Source organism: Streptomyces rishiriensis (assembly GCF_030815485.1).
Classification (GTDB): domain Bacteria; phylum Actinomycetota; class Actinomycetes; order Streptomycetales; family Streptomycetaceae; genus Streptomyces; species Streptomyces rishiriensis_A.
This window is the reverse complement of sequence record NZ_JAUSWV010000002.1, coordinates 3,108,338-3,126,265: the sequence shown is the minus strand read 5'-3', so window position 1 is coordinate 3,126,265 and position 17,928 is coordinate 3,108,338. Positions and strand designations below refer to the sequence as shown.

Sequence of the window (17,928 nt, the reverse complement as noted above, 5' to 3'; positions counted from 1 at the left end):
GCCGTGGCTCAGCCGTTGCCCGCGCCGTTGCCCGCCAGCACCGAGATGTCGTCCAGGATGTGCGACAGCGGCTCGTCGCCCTTGGCCTGGGTGCTGTTCTCGACGCACTGCTGGTTCTGCGGGGCGGACAGGATCGGGATGTCCTGGACGCCGACGTTCAACAGTGCGACGAGGGACTGGACGTTGAGCTTCGCCGGCAGACCGATGCAGGGCTTGTTCAGCGAACCCTGGACCAGCGAGAGCTGCGGGCTCATGTCGCCGAAGGTCGCCGAGTTGCCGAACTCCGACGAGGCGCCGTTGCCGCTGGCGGACGTGGTGCCGCTGTCGTCACCGATGGCGAGGGCCTGCGGGGCGCTCAGCCCGGCAAGACCGGCGACGGAGGCGGCGAGGGCCGCGGTCGCCCACAGCTTCTTCATGTTCGTTCCCTTCGAAAACGCGGACTCCGGGGGAGGAGCTGCGTGATCAACAACGCCCCGTACCCACCCGGGGTTGCGCGCTGTGCCCCGATCGGCCCAGCGCATCGCGCACCACGACCGTGCGCCCCTCAGCGGCACGCGTACGCGCTCCCTCGCACCGGCACGGTTTTGCCGAGGAGGTCCGGCGGGTCCTTCGGCTGGGGGTCCGCGCCCCGCTCGATCAGCGGCCGGTCGTCGCGCACCTTCGTGAAGAGTGTGTCCGCCTCCTTCGGGTCCCAGGCCAGCGCCGCGCCGATGCCCAGGCGAGCCGGGGCGAATCCGGCGATCGGCACGGTCGTGAACTCCGTCGCCGAGTCGGGCAGCCGGTGCAGCACGGCCGCCAGTTCGACGAGCTCGCCGACCGCGAAGCCCTGTCGACCGGACCCGAGCAGCATCTCCATCAGGTGCGTCACCTGCCGCGGCCGGGTGAGCAGCTTCCGCTCTCCCAGCTCGCGCCAGGCCTGGACGAGGAAGCGCTGCTGACGCTGGATCCTGCCGAGGTCGGCGCTGCCGTCGACATGCCGTGAACGGACGTACTGCAACGCCTGTCCGCCGCCGAGCCGGTGCTTGCCGGGCTTGAGGTCGAGCCGGGTCGCGGGATCCTTCAGCCGCCGTGGTGTACACACCTCGACGCCGCCGACCTCGTCCACGCTGTTCATGAAACGCCGGAAGTCCACCTGGAGGAACCGGTCGATGTTCAGCTTGGCCATCGACTCCACGGTCCGGACCATGAGTTCCGGTCCGCCCTCCTGGTAGGCCGCGTTGAGCTTCGCCGGATGCGGTGGGCGTTCCCGGGCGCCGGGCCGGTCCCGGTACGGAGGGATCTCCGCAGAGGAGTCACGGGGCATGCCGATCACGCTGACGCGGTCCCGGTGGGCCGAGACGTGGATCAGCATCAGGACGTCCGCGCAGCCGCAGGCCTTTCCACCGGCGTGGAACTTCTGTTTCTGGGTGGTGGTGAGGGTGTCCCGTTCGTCGGTGCCCATCAGCAGGATGTTCAGCCCGCGCGGCGCGTCTTCGCGGCCGGGGAGTCCGGGCAGTGAGGGGAGGGCGGAGCTGCCGAGCAGCGCGCCCGTGGCGGCCAGGACGATTCCGGGAATCGCCAGGCGGCGTGGCCGAAGGTTTCTCTTCATCGTCACGCGCCGCACGCTAGAACAGCGGGCCGCCGATGATCCGGCGGCCCGCTGTCCGGGCGGAGAAACCACCCCGGGGCTCAGGAAAAGAACCCGTTCAGCACGTGGGCTCAGTGGTTGGCCGCACCGTTGCCCGAGAGGGCGGAGATGTCGTCCAGGATGTGCGACAGCGGCTCGTCGCCCTTGGCCTGGGTGCTGTTCTCGACGCACTGCTGGTTCTGCGGCGCGGACAGGATCGGGATGTCCTGAACGCCGACGTTGACCAGGGCGAGGATGGACTGGGCGTTGAGCTTCGCCGGCAGACCGATGCAGGGCTTGTTGAAGGAACCCTGGATGAGCGCCATCTGGGGGCTCATGTTGCCGAAGGTGGCCGAGTTGCCGAACGACTGGCTGGCGCCGTTGCCGCTGGCGGACGTGGTACCGCTGTCGTTGCCGATGGCGAGAGCCGGGGCTGCCGCGGCGGCGGAGACGCCGACGACGGAAGCGGCGACCGCGGCGGTGGCCAGTACCTTCTTGATCACTTGCAAGTCCCTTCGGTGAAGAAGCCCCGTCCACCGGAGCGTTCGGATTAACTTCACCTGACCTGTTTGGTTGCTCCGATTCACTCCGATGGCCTACTGGGACGAACTCCGGGGCGAACTCCGGTCGCCGGGAACGGAAAAACCGATCGGGTGACTGACCGCAACCAAATCCGACGCGTCCGGTTGGTTCGGTGGCAGGCACATGGTCCTGGCCACGAGTCAGGACAGGGAAAGGAAAAGCTAAATGCTCAAGAAGGCAATGGCCGCGGCGGCGGTCGCCGCTTCCGTCGTCGGTATGTCCGCGGCGGTCGCCCCTCAGGCGCTTGCCATCGGGGACGACGCCGGCACCACCTCCGCCAGCGGCAACGGTGCGCGCGAGGCGTTCGGGAACTCGGTGACCAAGGGCGACATGAGCCCCCAGGCCACCCTGGTCCAGGGCACCGCCAACAAGCTCTGCGTGGGCCTGCCGGTCAAGGCCGACGTGCAGTCCGTCCTCGCCGTCATCGCCAACATCGGCGTCCAGGACATCCCGATCCTGTCCGCGCCGCAGAACCAGCAGTGTGCCGAGAACTCCACCCAGGCCAAGGGCGACGAGCCGCTGTCGCACATCCTGGACGACATCTCCGCCCTCTCGGGCAACGGCGTGGCCAACCACTGACGCCGCCGGCACGGCCCGCCGGGAAGCCGTTCCGTTCCCGGCGGGCCGTCAGGTCACAGAATTTTCGCCACTGACTTTCCGTCATTTTCCGCTCCGTCAGGCGAATCGTTTCCTCTCCAGTGGGCCGTTCGTGTCAATTACCCGAAGGCGTTCGAGTGAAATCCCGTACGACGCGCGTTCCTTAGTTTCTTCCGCTGTCTATCTGTCGTTTGCAGCTTGCGGGTCATGGTGCGAGCCGTTCCAGTTGCGCTCGCTCGGTTTCGACCGTCATCTGGGCATGACCGCAGAGAAGGGAACGTCATGAAGAAGAGCGCTGCTGTTGTCGCGGGTCTGATCCTGGCCCTTGGAGGGGCTGCCCCCGCCTTCGCCGACGCCGGTGCGAACGGGGCGGCCATCGGCTCCCCGGGCGTCCTGTCGGGCAACGTCGTCCAGGTTCCGATCCACATCCCGATCAACGTGTGCGGCAACACCATCAACATCATCGCCGCGCTGAACCCGGCCGGCGGCAACGTCTGCGTCAACGACTGACGACGCGACACACCAGCCGTACCGCTGGATCGAGGCCGGCCTTGGACGACATTCCTGTGGTCCAGGGCCGGCTTTTCCCACTTCTCCCAGCCAGGAGGGCAACGAGATTGCGACAGACCCTGAGCAGGGGAATGGTCGCGGCCGCCGCCGCGACGGGCATTCTGTCCCTGTGCGCGGGCGGCAACGCCTTCGCCGACTCATCAGCCGATGGAGCCGCCAAGGGTTCGCCCGGGGTCCTGTCGGGCAACGCCGTCCAGGCTCTGGCGCACGTCCCGGTGAACGCCTGCGGCAACTCGGTCGACGTCGTCGCCGCGCTCGATCCGGCGTTCGGCAACTCCTGCGCCAACCCCTCGGACACCCACGCGCGTCGCTCACACGGCGCACCGCACGACGACGACCTCTCCCGCGACGGTGATTCCGGCTACGGCGAGTCCCGTGACAGCGACTCCGGCCACGGAGACTCCGGGCACGAGAACCACGGCCCCGACGACGAGTGCGGCGGCTACGGCGACACCTGCGGCGGTGGCGGTCACCCGACGCCGCCCGGTGGGGGTCATACGACGCCGCCTGGTGGGGGTCATACGACGCCGCCTGGTGGGGGCCACACCACTCCGCCCGGTGGGGGCCATGCGACGCCGCCCGGTGGGGGTCACACCACTCCGCCTCCGAATGGTGGTGGCAGCATTCCGCCGGGTGGGGGTCACACGACCCCGCCTCCGCACGGCGGCGGGAGCACTCCGCCCGGAGGGGGGCACACGACTCCGCCCGGCGGCGGTCACACGACTCCGCCTCCGCATGGCGGCGGGAGCACTCCGCCCGGCGGCCACTCCACCCCGCCTCCGCACGGTGGTGGTGGCGGGCAGCCGCCGCACGGCGGGCACACCGCCCCTCCGGAGGGTGGCGGTGGGCACAGCTCTCCGCCGCAGCTGCCGCACACCGGCGGGGACCGTGCCGGTCTGCTGGCCGCCTCCGGCGTCAGCGCGGCACTCATCGCGGGCGGCGCCGTCCTGTACCGGCGAGGCCGGGCAGCGTCCCGTCGGTGAACACACCGGGTGCCGGACGCCCTCGCGTCCGGCACCCCTGCCCCGTCCGGCTCAGCGCCGTACGGTGACCGCCGCCCCCTGCCGCTTCGGTGCCGGGATCGCCCCGCTCGGCACGTCCGTGTGCAACCGGCGCCGTACGCCCCGGACGAGGGTCCCCGCCGTGAAGGTCGCGCCGTACACGAAGCGCATCGCCGGGCCGAAGCCGGCCGCCGTCACCAGGCCGGCCAGGAACAGGCCGGGATGGGACGACTCGAAGTCCCGGCCCACCTCGGGGGAACCGTCGGACACCGTGGCCAGCGCCCCGCGCAGTTCGCCGGAGAGCAGCCCGAGCCGGTCACGGGTCGCCTTGAAGCCGGTGGCCGCGATCACGTGCTCGGTCTCGAAGGAGTCCGCTCCGGCCACTTCCAGACGTAGCCCGCCCGGGACCGCTCGCGCCGCCGTCACCTCGTGGTCGAGACGTACCCGCACGGAGCCCTCCACCCGGTCCCGTACCCACCAGGCGCCGGCCGGCCCGAGCGCCGTCGCGGCGATGCGCGCCCGGGTCGGTTCCGGCAGCCGGCGGTACAGGCCGGGGCGTTCGGCGTAGAACCAGTTGCGCCAGCCACAGCCGAGCCCGCTCTGCGGGGAGCGGACCGACTGCCACCACGGGCGCTCCCAGGGCGGTGGCACATCGTTCCAGCGCAGCGTGTCGGCGCGGGCCAACACCCTTACGTGTGAGCCCTGTTCGGCGAGCAGGGCGGCCGTCTCCAGGGCCGCCTGGCCGCCGCCGATCACGGTGACGTCCCGGCCGCGGAAGCGGTCGAGGTCGCCGTGGTGACTGCTGTGCGAGACCAGGTCGGGGGAGAGTCCGCGCAGGGCGGCCGGGATCTCGACGAACGGCATGACGCCCACGGCGAGGGCGACCGTCCGGGCCCCCACCATCTCGCCGTCCGCGGTGACCGCCTCGAAGCCGCCCTGCCGGGGCACGATGCGGGTCACCGTGCGCTCGTCGACCTCGGGCACGGCGTTGCGGGCGAACCACAGCCCGTACCGGGCGAACATCTCCACCGGGATCGGCTCCCCGTGCCGGGCCGTCACGCCCTGGGTCGCGCAGTACGCGTCGAGCCGCCAGCGGGCCGCGGGGTCGGAGAGGTTGGAGGCCCACGGCTCGGACTTCAGGAACATCCCGCCCGGCATGTTGTCGCGCCAGGAGGCCATCGGCCGGCCGAACACGCGCAGCTTCAGCCCGGCGGCCGCCGCGTGCGCGGCGATGGACAGGCCGTACGGGCCCGCGCCCACCACCAGCAGGTCGTACATCAGCAGCTGCTCGCTTTCTCGTCGTCGGTCGGTGCGGCCGGGGCCGGGGCGGTCGGGGCCGGTTCGGTCAGATCCGTCAGGGACGGTGTGGGCGGCGCTGCCTGGCGGACCACTCGGGGCCGGACCCCGGCCACGCCCGAGGCGCCGGCCCGGCGCAGCCGGTCGAGCAGCCGACGGGCGACATGGGCGGCCCACAGACCCCACATCGCCCGGCCGGGAGCGGTGTCGTCGCCCGCGTGCCAGGCCAGCTCACGGGTCCGGCGGGCCGGTCGCAGCGCGGCCAGCGGCGCGTAGTTCTCCACCACGAACGCCCGGCCCGGCAGCGGCGCCCCGGCCGGCAGTGGACGGTGTGTCAGATCGAGGTGCTGGGCGCGGACGACGTCGAGTCCGGCGCCGTCCGCGAAGAGCCGGAACTGGGCGCCCGGCCGCGGGTTGAAGTCGAGCAGGTGGTAGTCGCCCGTGGCGCCGCAGCGCCGGAAGTCGAGGTCGAAGATGCCCCGGTAGCCGAGTTCGTCGGTGAGCCGTTGGGCCAGCGTCCCCACCTGCGGGTTCTCGGTCCACTCGCCCACCGCGGTGAGCCCCGCGCCGCGGGGCCAGGCGCACAGTTTGCGGCCCGGGCCGCCGCCGCCGACCGTGCCGGAGCGGTCGACGTACCCGTGGAAGAACCAGTCGCGGTCCGGACCCGGCGGCAGGAAGGCCTGGAGCAGCAGTTGGCTGCCTGCCTCCTCGGTACGCAGGTACAGGTCGCGCGCCTCCTGGGGGGAGCGCACCACGACCGTGCTGCGCAGCCCCGAATGGGCGGGCAGCAACCAGGGCCGGCTCCACTTCGCCACCACCGGCAGCCCGAGGCGCCAGGCGGCGGAGGCGGCCTGTGCCGCGCTGTCCGGCAGCACGGTGAGCGGGTGCGGAACATCCGCCGCCGCGCACAGCCGGGTCAGTTCCGCCTTGTCGGCGACCCGTTCGGGCACCGCGCCGGGCTGTTGCGGCAGCAGGTACGCGGGCGCCAGTTCCTCACGCAGGCGGCTCACCGCGATCGCGCCCGCGTCGTCCATCGGGATCAGCACGGCTGGCCGCTCGACGCGGGCGGCCACCCGCAGCAGGGTGGCGGCGATGTCGGCGAGGGCGGCGCCGGGCGGCGGCGGGGGATGCAACTGGCTGACGAAACGCGACTTGCGTACGGGACTTCCCGTGGAGTCGGCGACCACGTGCACGTCGATTCCGGCTCTGCCGAGAGAGCGCACGGCACCCAGCGTTCCGTGGTGAAAGGGATTCCGGTCGATCCGCAGAAGAACGGCGGGGACGCGGGTGTCGAGCAGCGACTCGGGCATTTTTTTCCGGGTCCTTCGGTTCAGTTCACCGGTATGGGCGATCGAGGCACTCGAAAGCCGTAACCGGGGTGGCGTAATTCCTTTTCGTGTGACTTTCATATGACTGAGTGTCAGTAATGCGCGGTCCTGGCGCGTTACGTGAGAGTGGAGAGAGGAGCAGGCATGGCTCCACAGCAGCGACGCGCGCGGTCCCGGCGGCTGGCCGTCGTCGCGGCAGCGGTCGCGGCGTCGGCCGCCCTGGCGTCCGGACCTGGATTCGCCGCGGGCGCGGGGGTGGTGCGGGTCGCCGATCCTCCCGCTCCCACCCCCACCGTCCCGGCAGCCGCGGTGACCCTTCCCGCACCCGCCGCGCCCGACCCGGTCGTACCCGTCCCGGGTCCGACACCGGCGGCTCCGGTGAGCCCCGAGGCGCCGGTGACTCCCGTGACGTCGGCGGCCCCGGCGGAGACCGCCACGCCGTCCCTCCCGTCCGCCCCGGCCGCGAAGGGCGCACCCGCCTTCGGCGCCTACCTCGACTACGGCGCCCGGGGCGTGGCCCGGATCGCCCAGCTCAGCGAATGGCTGGACGGCGCGGAGCTGCGCGTCGGCCACACCTACCTGCCGGGCGACCGGTGGCAGAACATCGAGGGCCCGCCCGGCTTCCTCGACGTCTGGGCCGACTGGAGGCTGGAGAAGGACGACCGCATGCTCGTCCTGAACGTGCCGATGATGGAGCGCAACGAGGAGGGGGTGTCCGACGACGAGGTGCGCGGGCTGCTGCGGCAGGGGGCGGCCGGGGAGTTCGATCACCACTTCAGGGCTCTCGCCGAGCGGCTGGTCGCGCTGAAGGTGCCGGACACGGTGATCGTGCTCGGCTGGGAGATGAACGGCATCACGTACACCCATCGGTGCGGGCCGGACCCGGAGGCCTGGAAGAAGTACTGGAACAGGATCGTCTCCACCATGCGCTCGGTGCCGGGCCAGAAATTCAGGTTCGACTTCACGCCGACCCGCGGCAAGGACGCCGTTCCGTGGACCGAGTGCTATCCGGGCGACGACACGGTCGACATCATCGGAATGGACTCCTACGACCAGCCGACCGGCCTGTCCTTCGACGAGCAGGTGAAAGAACCCTACGGGCTCCAGGCGCACGTGGACTTCGCCAAAAGCCATGGCAAGCCCATTTCCTATCCCGAATGGGGACTCTTCCGCAACGGTGACAACGCCGAATACATGCGGCGCATGCTCGCCTGGATGGACGAGCACAAACCGCTGTACAACACGGTGACCGACTACTGCCCGCACGGTGTGTGGCAGTGCCGCCAGAACCCGGAGTCGTCCGCCGTCTACCGCTCGTTGCTGTCCGGCCGTGCCGACGAGCCGAGCACGCCACCGACGAGCCCGGCGCCCTCCGTGGAACCGTCCGTGGAGCCGTCGCCCCCGGCGCCCTCGACGGATCCCACCACCGAGCCTCCCGCCGAACCCCCGGTGAACTGCACCCCGATGGACCTGGGCGACTGGGTCGAGTACTGGCTCGGCGGCAAGCTGTGCTTCCGGCTGGACTGGTGGTCGGACGACGAGTGAACCGCGGTGCGGTGGCGGCAGGCCCGCGTCAGGACCTGCCGCCACCGTCACGCTCCCTTCGCTGCTCCAGCCGGAGCAGCAACTCCTTGCCCCGCCGTCGCGCGGCCACGTCGCACACGGCCGCCGACAGCAGCGGCGCGGTGCGCCGGCGGGCCAGCAGCAGCCGCTGGTTGACGACCGGTTCGGGCCGCCAGTGGTGCTTGTAGGGCTCGTTGCCGCGCAGCAGGCTGAGCGCGGCGCGGCCCTCGTTCCGGGAGTGCTCGGCGCACGCGTCGAGCAGCATCACCGCCACGTCCGCCTTGCGTTCGCGCAGCCGCGGATGGGCGCCGTAGAGGTACCCCCCGGCCAGCCGCCGCGACAGCAGCGTCAGATCGACGGCGACCACGTCGTCGTCGAGCCGGAACTCGGTGACGACCGCGTCCCCGGAGCGCACCATCGGCCCGACCGACCGCACCAGGTGCTCGCAGAACCGCGCCCGCAGGTGCTCGCCCGTCACCTTCCGCCCCTGCCACTGCAACTGGTGCAGTTCCAGCAGCCGGCGCAACGCCGAGTCGACCTCCTCCGGGCACACGGCCTGACGCTCGACGCCCAGCGCGGTCAGCTTGCGCAGCTTGGCACGCACCCGCTGGGCCTTCGCCGACGGCAGGCGGGCCACCAGCTCCTCCATGGGCACGGCGGGCAGCTCCAGACACACCGAGTCGCTCACCCGCCGGCGGGGTCCGCGCCAGCGCTCGTAGACCTGCTCCACCGCGCCGCCCGGCCGCACCTCGCGGAAGTCGATCAGCGCGGTGCGGGCGGCCGCCGCGAGACCCTCGGTGAGCGCGGCGACGGCATGCTCGCCCCGCTCGTCGTCGACGAGGACGTCCCCGTAGTCGGAGATCGCCCCGCCGAGCGGCACGAGCGCCGGCAGCGGTCGGCGTACGGCGGTCAGCGGTGCCACGGCGACGAGGTCACCGCCGTCGCGGACCAGCAGCAGACGCAGCCGGCCGCGCGTGCCGTACGACAGCCACCACGAGTGGAGCCAGGCGTGGCTCTGGAACGGGGTGGCGGTCGCGCACCGCTGGTACAGCCGGCCCCACGCGGGGGCGAGGGCGGCGAAGGCCTGCTCGTCGGTGACGAGTTCGGTCGTGAACGTCGGCTTCACAGCGCTCCGTGGGCGTCGGCGGCGAAGGCCGGGCCGGGGACGGCGGCGGGGCGCGCGGCCTCCTCCTCGCGACCCCGCTTCGGCCGTACCAGCAGCAGCAGCCCGCCGAGCAGACCGCCCGCGCTCGCCCCCACCAGACCTGTCACGGTGGGGGACACCGAGGAGGGGCCGGTCGGCCGGACCGCGCGGGCGAACTGCTGGAGCTCGACGTTGGTGGCGGCCTTGGAACTCTTGGCGTGCTGGGTCAGCGAGCGGGAGACCGCGTTGGCCATGTCGGCGGCCAGGTCGGCCCGGGGGGAGGTCGCCGTGATCGAGACCATCGGGGCGTCCGGCGAGGTCGCCGTCTGCACGTTCTGCTGAAGCGTCTTCACCGGCACACCGGCCCACACCTGCGCGTCCCCGAGCACCGCCAGCTGCGTGGCGACCCGGCCGTAGGCCTGGGCGAAGCCGAGCGCGGACGCCGGGTCGGACTTCTCGGTGGGAACGGCGACGACATAGGCGGTGGCCGTGTACGTGGGCGGCTTGAGCGCGCCGTACGTGCCGCCGAGCAGTCCGCCGGCGACGGCGCCGAGCGCGAGCAGTGACCAGGGCGGGAGTGCCTTGGCGCGGCGCAGGGCGGCGGGGCGGCGGGGGTTCTCGGTCATGGGGAACTGACTCCCTGGGGTGTCGGGGTGGCGGGGGAGAGCAGGGGCGGTCCGGAAACGGTGGCCGCGTACACGTCCATGAGCTGGGCGGCGCTGCGGGTGATGTCGTAGTGGCGGGCGGCTTCGGCGGCGGTGCGCGGGCCGGGCGTCCGCGCGCGTGCCTCGGCCAGCGCGCGGACGAACGCCTCGGTGCCGCCGGTCACCCGGCGGGCGCCCGTCGCCCGGGCGGGCAGCTGCTCGATCGCGGGGCAGGAGGCGTACAGCACGGGCAGGCCGCAGGCCAGCGCCTCGACGACGGCCAGACCGAAGGTCTCCTCCGGGGAGGGGGAGACGAACAGGTCCATGGCGCAGGTGAGGGACGGCAGATCGGGTCCGGGGGTGCCGTCGGGAACACAGGGGCGCTCGCCGGTGAACAGGACCCGGTCGGCGACCCCCGCCTCGTGCGCGGTGCGGCGCAGCACGTTCTCCTCGGGTCCGCCGCCGACCAGCAGCAGCCAGTGGTCGGCGGGAAGCCGGGCGAGGGCGTGGATGAGGACGTCGAAGCGCTTGCCCGCCGTGAGCCGTCCGACGCCGCCGACGACATAGGCGTGGTCGGGCAGCCCGAGGCGGCGGCGGGTCTGCCGGCGGGCGTCCGGGTCGAACCGGAAGCGGGCCAGGTCGATGCCGTTGGGGACGACCTCGATCCGCGGGGCCGGCACCCCCCAGCCGCGCAGGCGGTCGGCGACCGTGGGGGAGACGGCGACCGTGGTGCGGCCCAGCCGCTCGCTGGCGAGGTAGAGCGCACGGACCCCGGCGGTCAGCCTGCGCCCCTCCATCTGCGATTCCCCCAGGGAGTGCTCGGTGGCGACGACCGCGCGGACCCCGGCCAGCCGCGCGGCCAGCCGGCCGTAGACGCAGGCCCGGTAGAGGTGGGTGTGGACGAGGTCGTAGCCGCCGGAGCGGATGATCCGGACCAGGCGGGGCAGCGCGGCCAGGTCGCGGTTGCCGGCCATGCCGAGGTGGACGACCCGGACCCCGTCGCTCGCCAGCCCGTCCGCCACCGTCCCCGGGTTCGTCAGCGTCACCACCTCGCACTCGACGGGCAGGTGCCGCAGCAGCAACCGCAGCTGCTGCTCGGCACCGCCGACACCGAGCCCCGTGATGATGTGCAGCGCCTTCACCGCAGCCCCTCGACGGGCCGCCGGCGCAGCCGGTGCAACCGGTACTTCAGGTGCATCCGGAGGAAGTTGTCGCTCTGCCCGATGTGCAGGCGGGGAAGTGCGTGGAGGCCGTTCAGCGCGCCGGGGTCGATCGCGCAGGCGTAGGTGTAACCGGCCTCGCGCACGGCGTCCATGGCACGCCGGTCGATCGTCCCGTACGGGTAGCAGAAGCCGTCGACCTCGGTGCCGAGCAGCGCGACGAGGGCCGCGCGGCTCTCGACCGTCTCCTTCTTGAGGGTGAGGTCGTCGGCCTTGGTCAGGTCGACGTGGGTGAGGCCGTGCGAGCCGATCTCGACGCCCTCGTAGGCCGCCCGGCAGATGCCGTCGGCGCTCAGCAGCGGCTTGCGCGGGCCCAGCGGGTCCCAGGCGTTCTCGCCGCCGAGCCGGCCGGGCAGCACGAACAGGGTGGCCGTGCAGCGGTGGCGGCGCAGCACGGGCAGCGCCTCGGTGAGGAAGTCGGCGTAACCGTCGTCGAAGGTGAGGCCGACCAGGTTGCGGCCCTCGCCCCGGGCGCGGGCGGCGAGCAGCTTCGCCATGGAGACGCCGCGCAGCCCGCGCCGGCGCAGCCACATCAGCTGCTTCTCCAGCCTTTCGGGGGTGACGGTGATGCGGTACGGATCCTCGGAGCAGTCCCCCACGGAGTGGTACATCGCCACCCACGGGACGGGAGTGCGTCTGCTGTTGTCAGGAGCGGACATGGGAGAACCTTCGGGTCGCGGAACGTACGGGACGGAGAGCGGAGACGATGCCCTGGGATCCCAGGGCACGGCCGAGCAGCAGGAAGACGACGGTCACGGTGAACCCCCCGGCGGCCAGTCCGGCCAGCGGGTCGGCGAACCGGCCGGCGGCGAAGGACCCCGCCAGGGTGGCCACCAGGGCGGCCCGCACCGGCCGGCTCAGCTCGCGCAGCACGCTGCGGACGCCGACCGGAACGCTGCGCGGCCCCATCCCGGCCAGCAGGACGAGGGCGGTGACGGTGATGCCGATCGCGTTGGCGGCGGCGATCCCGTACACACCGAAGGAATTGACGCTCAGCGCGCCGATCCAGGAGGTCACCACGATCCCGGAGGCCATCGCGCCGACCGGGTACCAGGAGCCGCGGCCCGCCGAGAAGTACGAGCGGACCAGCACACCCACCAGGGTCTGGCCGAGCAGCCCGAGCGCGTACACCCGCATCACGCCGGCCGTCACCGCCGTGTCCTTCGCGGTGAACGCGCCCCGCTGGAAGAGCACTTCGATGATCTGCGGCGAACAGGCCAGCACGGCGGCCGTACCCAGCAGGACGACGCACGCGGCCAGCGCCAGGTCCCGCTCCACCCGGGTGCGGGCCCGCTCGGTGTCGCCCTCGGCCAGCGCCCGCGCGACCACCGGGAAGGTGACCGTGCACACCATCACCGAGAGGATCATCGGCATCTGCGCGACCTTCTGCGCGTAGTTCAGATGCGAGATCGCCCCGGCCGGCAGCTGGGAGGCGAGGAAGCGCTCGATGAGGACCTGGGACTGCCGGCACAGCGCGAACAGGAGCACGGTCGTGAGGAGCAGGGTGTCCAGGGGCCGCGGCTCCTCCTGCGCGGAGGCCTCCTCCGCCACTCCGCGCTTCCTCAGCTGGCCGAGCAGGGAGGGCAGTTGCACGAGGACCATCAGCAGCCCGCCGACCGCGACCCCGGCGGCCGCCGAGCGGACCCCCCAGCGCCCGCCGAGCACGAACATCCCGGTGATGATGCCGACGTTGTAGGCGACGTAGATCGCCGCGGGCGCCCCGTACCGCCGGTGCGCGCGCAGGGCGGCGCTGCAGTACCCGGCGAGCCCGAAGCTCACCGCGCAGGTGGCGGTGAGCCGGGTGCAGTCGACGGCGAGCGCGGGGTCGGGCAGGCCCGGCGCGAGGATCTCGACCAGCTGCGGTGCCAGGCCGATGAACAGGGCGCCGACCGCGACGAACGCCAGCGACAGACGGGGCAGCGTCCCGGCGACCAGCGCGCGGACGGGGTCGCCGGGGGCGCCCTGGGAGCGGCGGGCCAGCGCCATGCTGAACGCCGGGATCAGGGCGAAGGCGAGTCCGTCCTCGATGAGCAGGGTGGCCGCGAACTCGGGCACGGTCCACGCCACGAGGAAGGCGTCGGTGTCGCTGCCCGCCCCGAACAGCCTGGCCAGCGCCTGGTCCCGCACCAGCCCGAGCAGGGCCCCGGCGACGGAGAGGACGGCGGTGACGAGCGTGGCCCTGGCGAGGAACCGACCGGAGGCCGGGGGAAGTTCGCCGTCCCCGCCCTTCTCGCCGCCGCCTTCCTCCGCGTTCCGGCCGGCCGCTGACGCGGCGCCGAGCCCGGCAGCCGCGTCCACTCCGTCGGCCCCGGCGGTCCCGTCGATCACCGCAGTCGCGTCGGCCCCGGCGGTCCCGTCGATCTCGTCGGTCCCGTCGGCGGTCTCCCCGGACCGGGCGGCGGACCGTGCCGGGGGCACGGAAGCGGGACCGTCCGTACGAGGCGTCCGGGGAGGCGTGACCGTCATCGGGCGAGCGCCTCCTCGCGGGCGCCGCCGCCGACCAGCGCCCACCAGGCCACGGCCCCGAAGACGACGGCCGTCAGCACGGTCGACGGGCCGCCGATGTCGGCGTACGTGAAGTCCACGAGCTGCCAGACCAGCAGACCGCAGGCGACGAGCGCACAGTCGAGTCCGGGGCCGGAGCGCCGGATCCGGAACCATCCGCGCAGCCCGCACGCCAGCATCGCCAGCCAGCCGCCCGCGAGGGCGAGCAGCCCGATCAGGCCCTGCTCGCTGAGGATCAGCAGGTACATGTTGTGCGGGGAGAGCAGCGGCTGCTTGACGAAGCCGCCGCCCGCCCCGTCGGTGTCGCTGCCGGAGGACAGCGCGAGGGAGGCGTGGCCGTCGCGGTGCTCGGGGAAGCCCTTCAACCCGACGCCGGTCAGCGGCTGGTCGCGCCACATGCCGACCGCCGCCGCCCACATCGTGTACCGGTCGGTGACCGACTGGTCGGGCGCGTCCCTGACCTGCGTGATGCTGTTGACGCGCTCCTGGAGCATCGCCGAGCCGACCCCGAAGCCGCCCACCAGGATCACCCCGGCCGCGGCCGCCACCGCGCCCACCTTCAGCGCCCGCCGCGGCCCGGCGAGGGCCAGCTGGACCGCGCAGGTCAGCGCGGTCGCGATCCACGCGCCCCGGCTGAAGGAGAGCGCCAGCGGCACCAGCAGGGCGAGCGCCGAGCAGGCGGCGATCGCCCGCTGCCGTACCGGCGTCCGGCCGAGCGCCAGCCCGACGGCACAGATCAGGCCGAACGCCACGACGGTCGCCATGCCCATCACGTCCTGCGGCCCGAAGGTGCCGACCGCCCGGATGTTCTCGCCCTGGTAGGAGGCGCCGCTCCCGGTGACGAACTGGTGGACGCCGACCGCTCCCTGCCACCCCGCGAGCCCGACGAACGACCAGGCCAGCACCCGGAAGTCGGACCGGTCGCGGACCAGGAGGACGACGGCCGCCGGGACGAGCACGAAGATCTGGAGGTAGCGGCCCAGACCGGAGAGTCCCGCCCCCGGCGAGGACGCGCCCATCGCGGCGAGCGCGAGCCCGACCACCGGCAGTCCGAGGACCAGGGCGGCCGTACGGGACAGCGGGCGCTGCCGCTGCCGCAGCAGCCGGACCGCGCAGAACAGCACGACCAGCGCGGACAGCGCGTCGGCCGGTCCGGCGCCGCCCTCGCCGCCGGGGCCGAGCGGCAGGCCGAGCAGGGCGACCACGGCGACCACGGGCAGGACCGGTGACAGCGTCCGGGCGCGGGGCAGGGTCAGGGCGAGGGTCATGGGTGGTTAGCTCCCGGTCGGTCGCACGAGGGCGGCCGCGGTGCGCAGCAGGATGCAGACGTCCTGCCACAGCGACCAGTTGTCGATGTAGGCGTTGTCGAAGCGGGCCCGGTCCTCGATCGAGGTGTCCCCGCGCAGCCCCTGGACCTGGGCGAGACCGGTGATGCCGGTCTGCATCCGGTGGCGGGCCGCGTAGCCGGGATAGGTCTGGCTGAACTGGCCGACGAAATAAGGGCGTTCGGGTCGAGGGCCGACCAGGCTCATGTCACCGCACAGGACGTTCCACAGCTGGAGCAGCTCGTCCAGCGAGGTCTGGCGCAGGAAGCGGCAGAAGCGGCTCATCTCCCGCTCGCCGGCCACGCTCCACCGGGTCGCGGCCTCGTGCTCGTCGACCGGCCGGTGGGTGCGGAACTTCAGCAGCGTGAAGGGCCGGCCGTCCTTGCCGATGCGCTCCTGCCGGAAGACCACCCCCGGCCCGTCGGTCAGCCGCAGCACCGTCGCGCACACCAGCAGCAACGGGCTGATCAGCAGGAGCAGGGCCCCGGAGACCGCGATGTCCAGCAGCCGCTTGCCGAGGCTGCCCCGGCGCCGGGCGCCCATGTCGAGACGCCGGCAGGAGAACCCGGCGAGCTGCTCGCGGCTCGCGTACGAGGGGGAGTCGGCGTCGACCTCCCACACCGTGCAGCCCGACTCGGTGAGCGCCCGCAGCAGCGGGCCCTGCACGGTGCGCACGGCGGGGTGGACGCACAGGACGTCCCGCACGCCGTTCTGGATGAGAGCCCGCTGCACCTCCTGACCGGAGGTCAGCACGGGCAGCCCGTCGGCGCCGTCCGGCCGCTCGGCCACGATCCCCACCGGCTGGATCCCGGACCGGGGATGCCGCAGCACGGCGGCGGCCACCCGCTGCGCGGTCGCGGCGGGACCGATGACGAGCGCGGCGTGCGGGCGGCGCAGCAGCGCCCGGCGCCGGCGCAGGTGCACCACCGCGCGGCCCGCGCAACCGGCCGCCGCCTGCGCCGCGAACCCGAGGAGCAGCGTGCGGACCGACAGCGCGTGGGACGGGTTCCACGCCGCGACGAGCGTGCCCAGCGCCAGCCAGGCCACCGCGATCCGGCCGCAGACGGTGGGCAGTTCGTCCAGCACCCCCACCACCGGACGCGATCGCTGCGGGCGCAGCGTTATCGTCGCCGCCACCAGCAGGGCCACCAGCAGCGGGCGGCGCTGCGCCCCGGTCAGTGCCAGCGCGCCCACGAAGGTGGCGAGGCCGTCGGTGATCAGCAGCGGCAGCGGCGACGTGGGCCGCGCCGGGGGCCGCCGGGTGGGGAACCGGAATCCCGCTCCGCTCTCCCGGCGCGGAATGACCGAGACGGGCGAGTACCCGGGCTGCGCGCCGGGAGAGGGGACGGTGCTTTCCGCAGTCACGAGTGGATGGACTCCCTGCGCTCGGTGGGCGCGACGCGCGCCCCTTGTGTGGTCGTGAGCAGTTCGCGGTAGACGCCCGCGACCGCCCCCGCCGTGTACCGCACGTCGTGCGTGGTCAGGACGTGACGGCGTCCCTGATGGCCGAGCGACTCGCGCAGCAGCGGGTCGAGCAGCAGTCCGGCGACGGCAGCGGCCAGCGCCGCGGGGTTCTCGGCGGGCACCAGACAGCGGGGCGCGAGGGGTCCAGGCAGGCTCTCCCGGGCGCCGTCCACGTCGGTCACCACGACGGGCCGCCCGCAGGCCAGGGCCTCCAGCGGCGCGAGCGCCATGCCCTCCCAGCGCGAGGGCAGCACGACCAGGTCGGCGGCCTGGTACCAGGGAACGGCGTCGGCGACGGCCCCGGCGAACAGCACCGACTCCGGCGCGCGGGACCGGAGCCGCTCCCCGTCCGGGCCGTCGCCGACCAGGACCAGCCGGGCGCCGGGCACCTGGCGCGCGATGTCCGTCCACGCCGTCAGCAGTACGTCCTGCCCCTTCTGCCGGCACAGTCGCCCGACGCACACCACCAGGGGTGCGGACGGGTCGAGTTCGGGCAGGAGGGAGGCCCGTACGGTGTCGACGGAGGCCGGGTGGAAGCGCTCGGGATCGATGCCGTTGGGGACGACGCTGACTCGCCCGCCGATGCGGGCGCGCAGTCCGGTGGTGCGCTCGGCCTCGCTCACGCACACCAGCCGGTCCGTCCAACGGGCGCCGAACCGCTCCCATCTGAGCGCCAGGGCCGCGGTGGTCCCGCCGACCGCCTCGAAGGACCAGGCGTGCGGCTGGAACACGGTCGGGATCCGTCCCCGCACCGCGAGCCGCCCGGCGAGACCGGCCTTCGCGCTGTGCGCGTGCACCAGGTCGGGGCGTACCTCACCGATCAGGCGTACGAGCCGTCGTACCTCGCCGGGGAGCGAGGGCCCCGGCGACCGGGTCGCCGCCCAGTGCCGCACGTCCGCGCCCAGGGAGCGCAGGCCCTCGGCGAGCCGGCCGGCCGGGCAGGCCACGGTGACGTGCAGGCCGGCCGCGAGCTGGGCCCGCGTCAGGTCCGTCACGACCCGGGCGACCCCGCCGTCCACGGGCTGGGTGAGATGCAGGACCCGGGTTCCATCGGGTTCTGGCTGGTGCATGGCGCGGTTTCCT

At 73.1% G+C, this 17,928-nt stretch carries 17 protein-coding genes; 4 read left to right on the top strand and 13 right to left on the bottom strand.

Translation table 11 applies throughout. The features are described 5' to 3' along the window. Positions 1-8 precede the first annotated feature (8 nt). From QF030_RS16350 to QF030_RS16340, 3 genes are all read right to left on the bottom strand, one after another. Positions 9-416: a rodlin gene (locus QF030_RS16350; RefSeq protein WP_307163412.1), complete on the bottom strand. Its 408-nt coding sequence runs from the start codon at positions 414-416 to the stop codon at positions 9-11. 128 nt (positions 417-544) lie between these two features. Beyond that, complete coding sequence (locus QF030_RS16345) at positions 545-1,588, bottom strand: LCP family protein (RefSeq protein ID WP_307167587.1); 1,044 nt, start codon at positions 1,586-1,588, stop codon at positions 545-547. 110 nt (positions 1,589-1,698) lie between these two features. After that, on the bottom strand, positions 1,699-2,109 hold the full coding sequence (locus tag QF030_RS16340; RefSeq protein WP_093778734.1) for a rodlin: 411 nt from the start codon (positions 2,107-2,109) through the stop codon (positions 1,699-1,701). Positions 2,110-2,353: 244 nt separating this feature from the next. Between QF030_RS16340 and QF030_RS16335 the strand changes: the two genes are divergently transcribed. The 3 genes from QF030_RS16335 to QF030_RS16325 all read left to right on the top strand — a co-directional run bounded on the left by QF030_RS16335 (position 2,354) and on the right by QF030_RS16325 (position 4,338). After that, positions 2,354-2,767, top strand: coding sequence for a rodlin (locus QF030_RS16335; protein WP_307163411.1), 414 nt, complete (start codon positions 2,354-2,356; stop codon positions 2,765-2,767). 300 nt (positions 2,768-3,067) lie between these two features. After that, positions 3,068-3,295, top strand: coding sequence for a chaplin (locus tag QF030_RS16330; RefSeq protein WP_307163410.1), 228 nt, complete (start codon positions 3,068-3,070; stop codon positions 3,293-3,295). Between the two features lie 107 nt (positions 3,296-3,402). Beyond that, on the top strand, positions 3,403-4,338 hold the full coding sequence (locus QF030_RS16325) for a chaplin family protein (RefSeq protein WP_307163409.1): 936 nt from the start codon (positions 3,403-3,405) through the stop codon (positions 4,336-4,338). A 51-nt stretch (positions 4,339-4,389) separates the two neighbouring features. On the opposite strand, the gene QF030_RS16320 is transcribed toward QF030_RS16325, so the two are convergent. Further along, positions 4,390-5,634, bottom strand: a complete 1,245-nt coding sequence (locus QF030_RS16320; protein ID WP_307163408.1) for an FAD-dependent oxidoreductase — start codon at positions 5,632-5,634, stop codon at positions 4,390-4,392. Then, positions 5,634-6,962 carry a carboxylate--amine ligase gene (locus QF030_RS16315; protein WP_307163407.1) on the bottom strand — a complete coding sequence of 443 codons (1,329 nt, stop codon included), beginning with the start codon at positions 6,960-6,962 and terminating at the stop codon, positions 5,634-5,636. The genes QF030_RS16320 and QF030_RS16315 overlap by 1 nt, the downstream gene beginning before the upstream one ends. Positions 6,963-7,124: 162 nt before the next feature. Here QF030_RS16315 and QF030_RS16310 point away from each other — a divergent pair, with 162 nt between their 5' ends. After that, on the top strand, positions 7,125-8,525 hold the full coding sequence (locus tag QF030_RS16310) for a glycoside hydrolase family 26 protein (RefSeq protein WP_307163406.1): 1,401 nt from the start codon (positions 7,125-7,127) through the stop codon (positions 8,523-8,525). A gap of 28 nt (positions 8,526-8,553) precedes the next feature. Here the strand turns inward: QF030_RS16310 and QF030_RS16305 are convergent, their stop codons facing one another. Genes QF030_RS16305 through QF030_RS16270 form a run of 8 tightly spaced genes read right to left on the bottom strand, consistent with a single transcriptional unit; the run spans position 8,554 to position 17,915 of the window. Next, a complete protein-coding gene (locus QF030_RS16305; protein WP_307163405.1) occupies positions 8,554-9,669 on the bottom strand; it encodes a GNAT family N-acetyltransferase in 1,116 nt (371 codons plus the stop codon). After that, positions 9,666-10,313, bottom strand: coding sequence for a lipopolysaccharide biosynthesis protein (locus QF030_RS16300; protein WP_307163404.1), 648 nt, complete (start codon positions 10,311-10,313; stop codon positions 9,666-9,668). The genes QF030_RS16305 and QF030_RS16300 overlap by 4 nt, the downstream gene beginning before the upstream one ends. Next, positions 10,310-11,473, bottom strand: coding sequence for a glycosyltransferase (locus QF030_RS16295; RefSeq protein ID WP_307163403.1), 1,164 nt, complete (start codon positions 11,471-11,473; stop codon positions 10,310-10,312). The genes QF030_RS16300 and QF030_RS16295 overlap by 4 nt, the downstream gene beginning before the upstream one ends. Beyond that, positions 11,470-12,210 (bottom strand): polysaccharide deacetylase family protein, encoded by a 741-nt coding sequence (locus tag QF030_RS16290; protein WP_307163402.1) that lies wholly within the window; start codon positions 12,208-12,210, stop codon positions 11,470-11,472. Before QF030_RS16290 ends, QF030_RS16295 begins: the two co-directional genes overlap by 4 nt. Next, positions 12,197-14,017 (bottom strand): murein biosynthesis integral membrane protein MurJ, encoded by a 1,821-nt coding sequence (gene murJ / locus QF030_RS16285; protein WP_307163401.1) that lies wholly within the window; start codon positions 14,015-14,017, stop codon positions 12,197-12,199. The genes QF030_RS16290 and murJ overlap by 14 nt, the downstream gene beginning before the upstream one ends. After that, entirely contained in the window at positions 14,014-15,324 is a 1,311-nt protein-coding gene (locus QF030_RS16280) for an O-antigen ligase family protein (protein ID WP_307163400.1), read from the bottom strand. Before QF030_RS16280 ends, murJ begins: the two co-directional genes overlap by 4 nt. A gap of 6 nt (positions 15,325-15,330) precedes the next feature. Next, the gene (locus QF030_RS16275; RefSeq protein WP_307163399.1) at positions 15,331-16,746 is read right to left on the bottom strand and encodes an exopolysaccharide biosynthesis polyprenyl glycosylphosphotransferase; all 1,416 of its coding nucleotides are present in this window, start codon (positions 16,744-16,746) and stop codon (positions 15,331-15,333) included. After that, complete coding sequence (locus QF030_RS16270) at positions 16,743-17,915, bottom strand: glycosyltransferase (RefSeq protein ID WP_307163398.1); 1,173 nt, start codon at positions 17,913-17,915, stop codon at positions 16,743-16,745. Before QF030_RS16270 ends, QF030_RS16275 begins: the two co-directional genes overlap by 4 nt. Between the last annotated feature and the right edge of the window lie 13 nt (positions 17,916-17,928).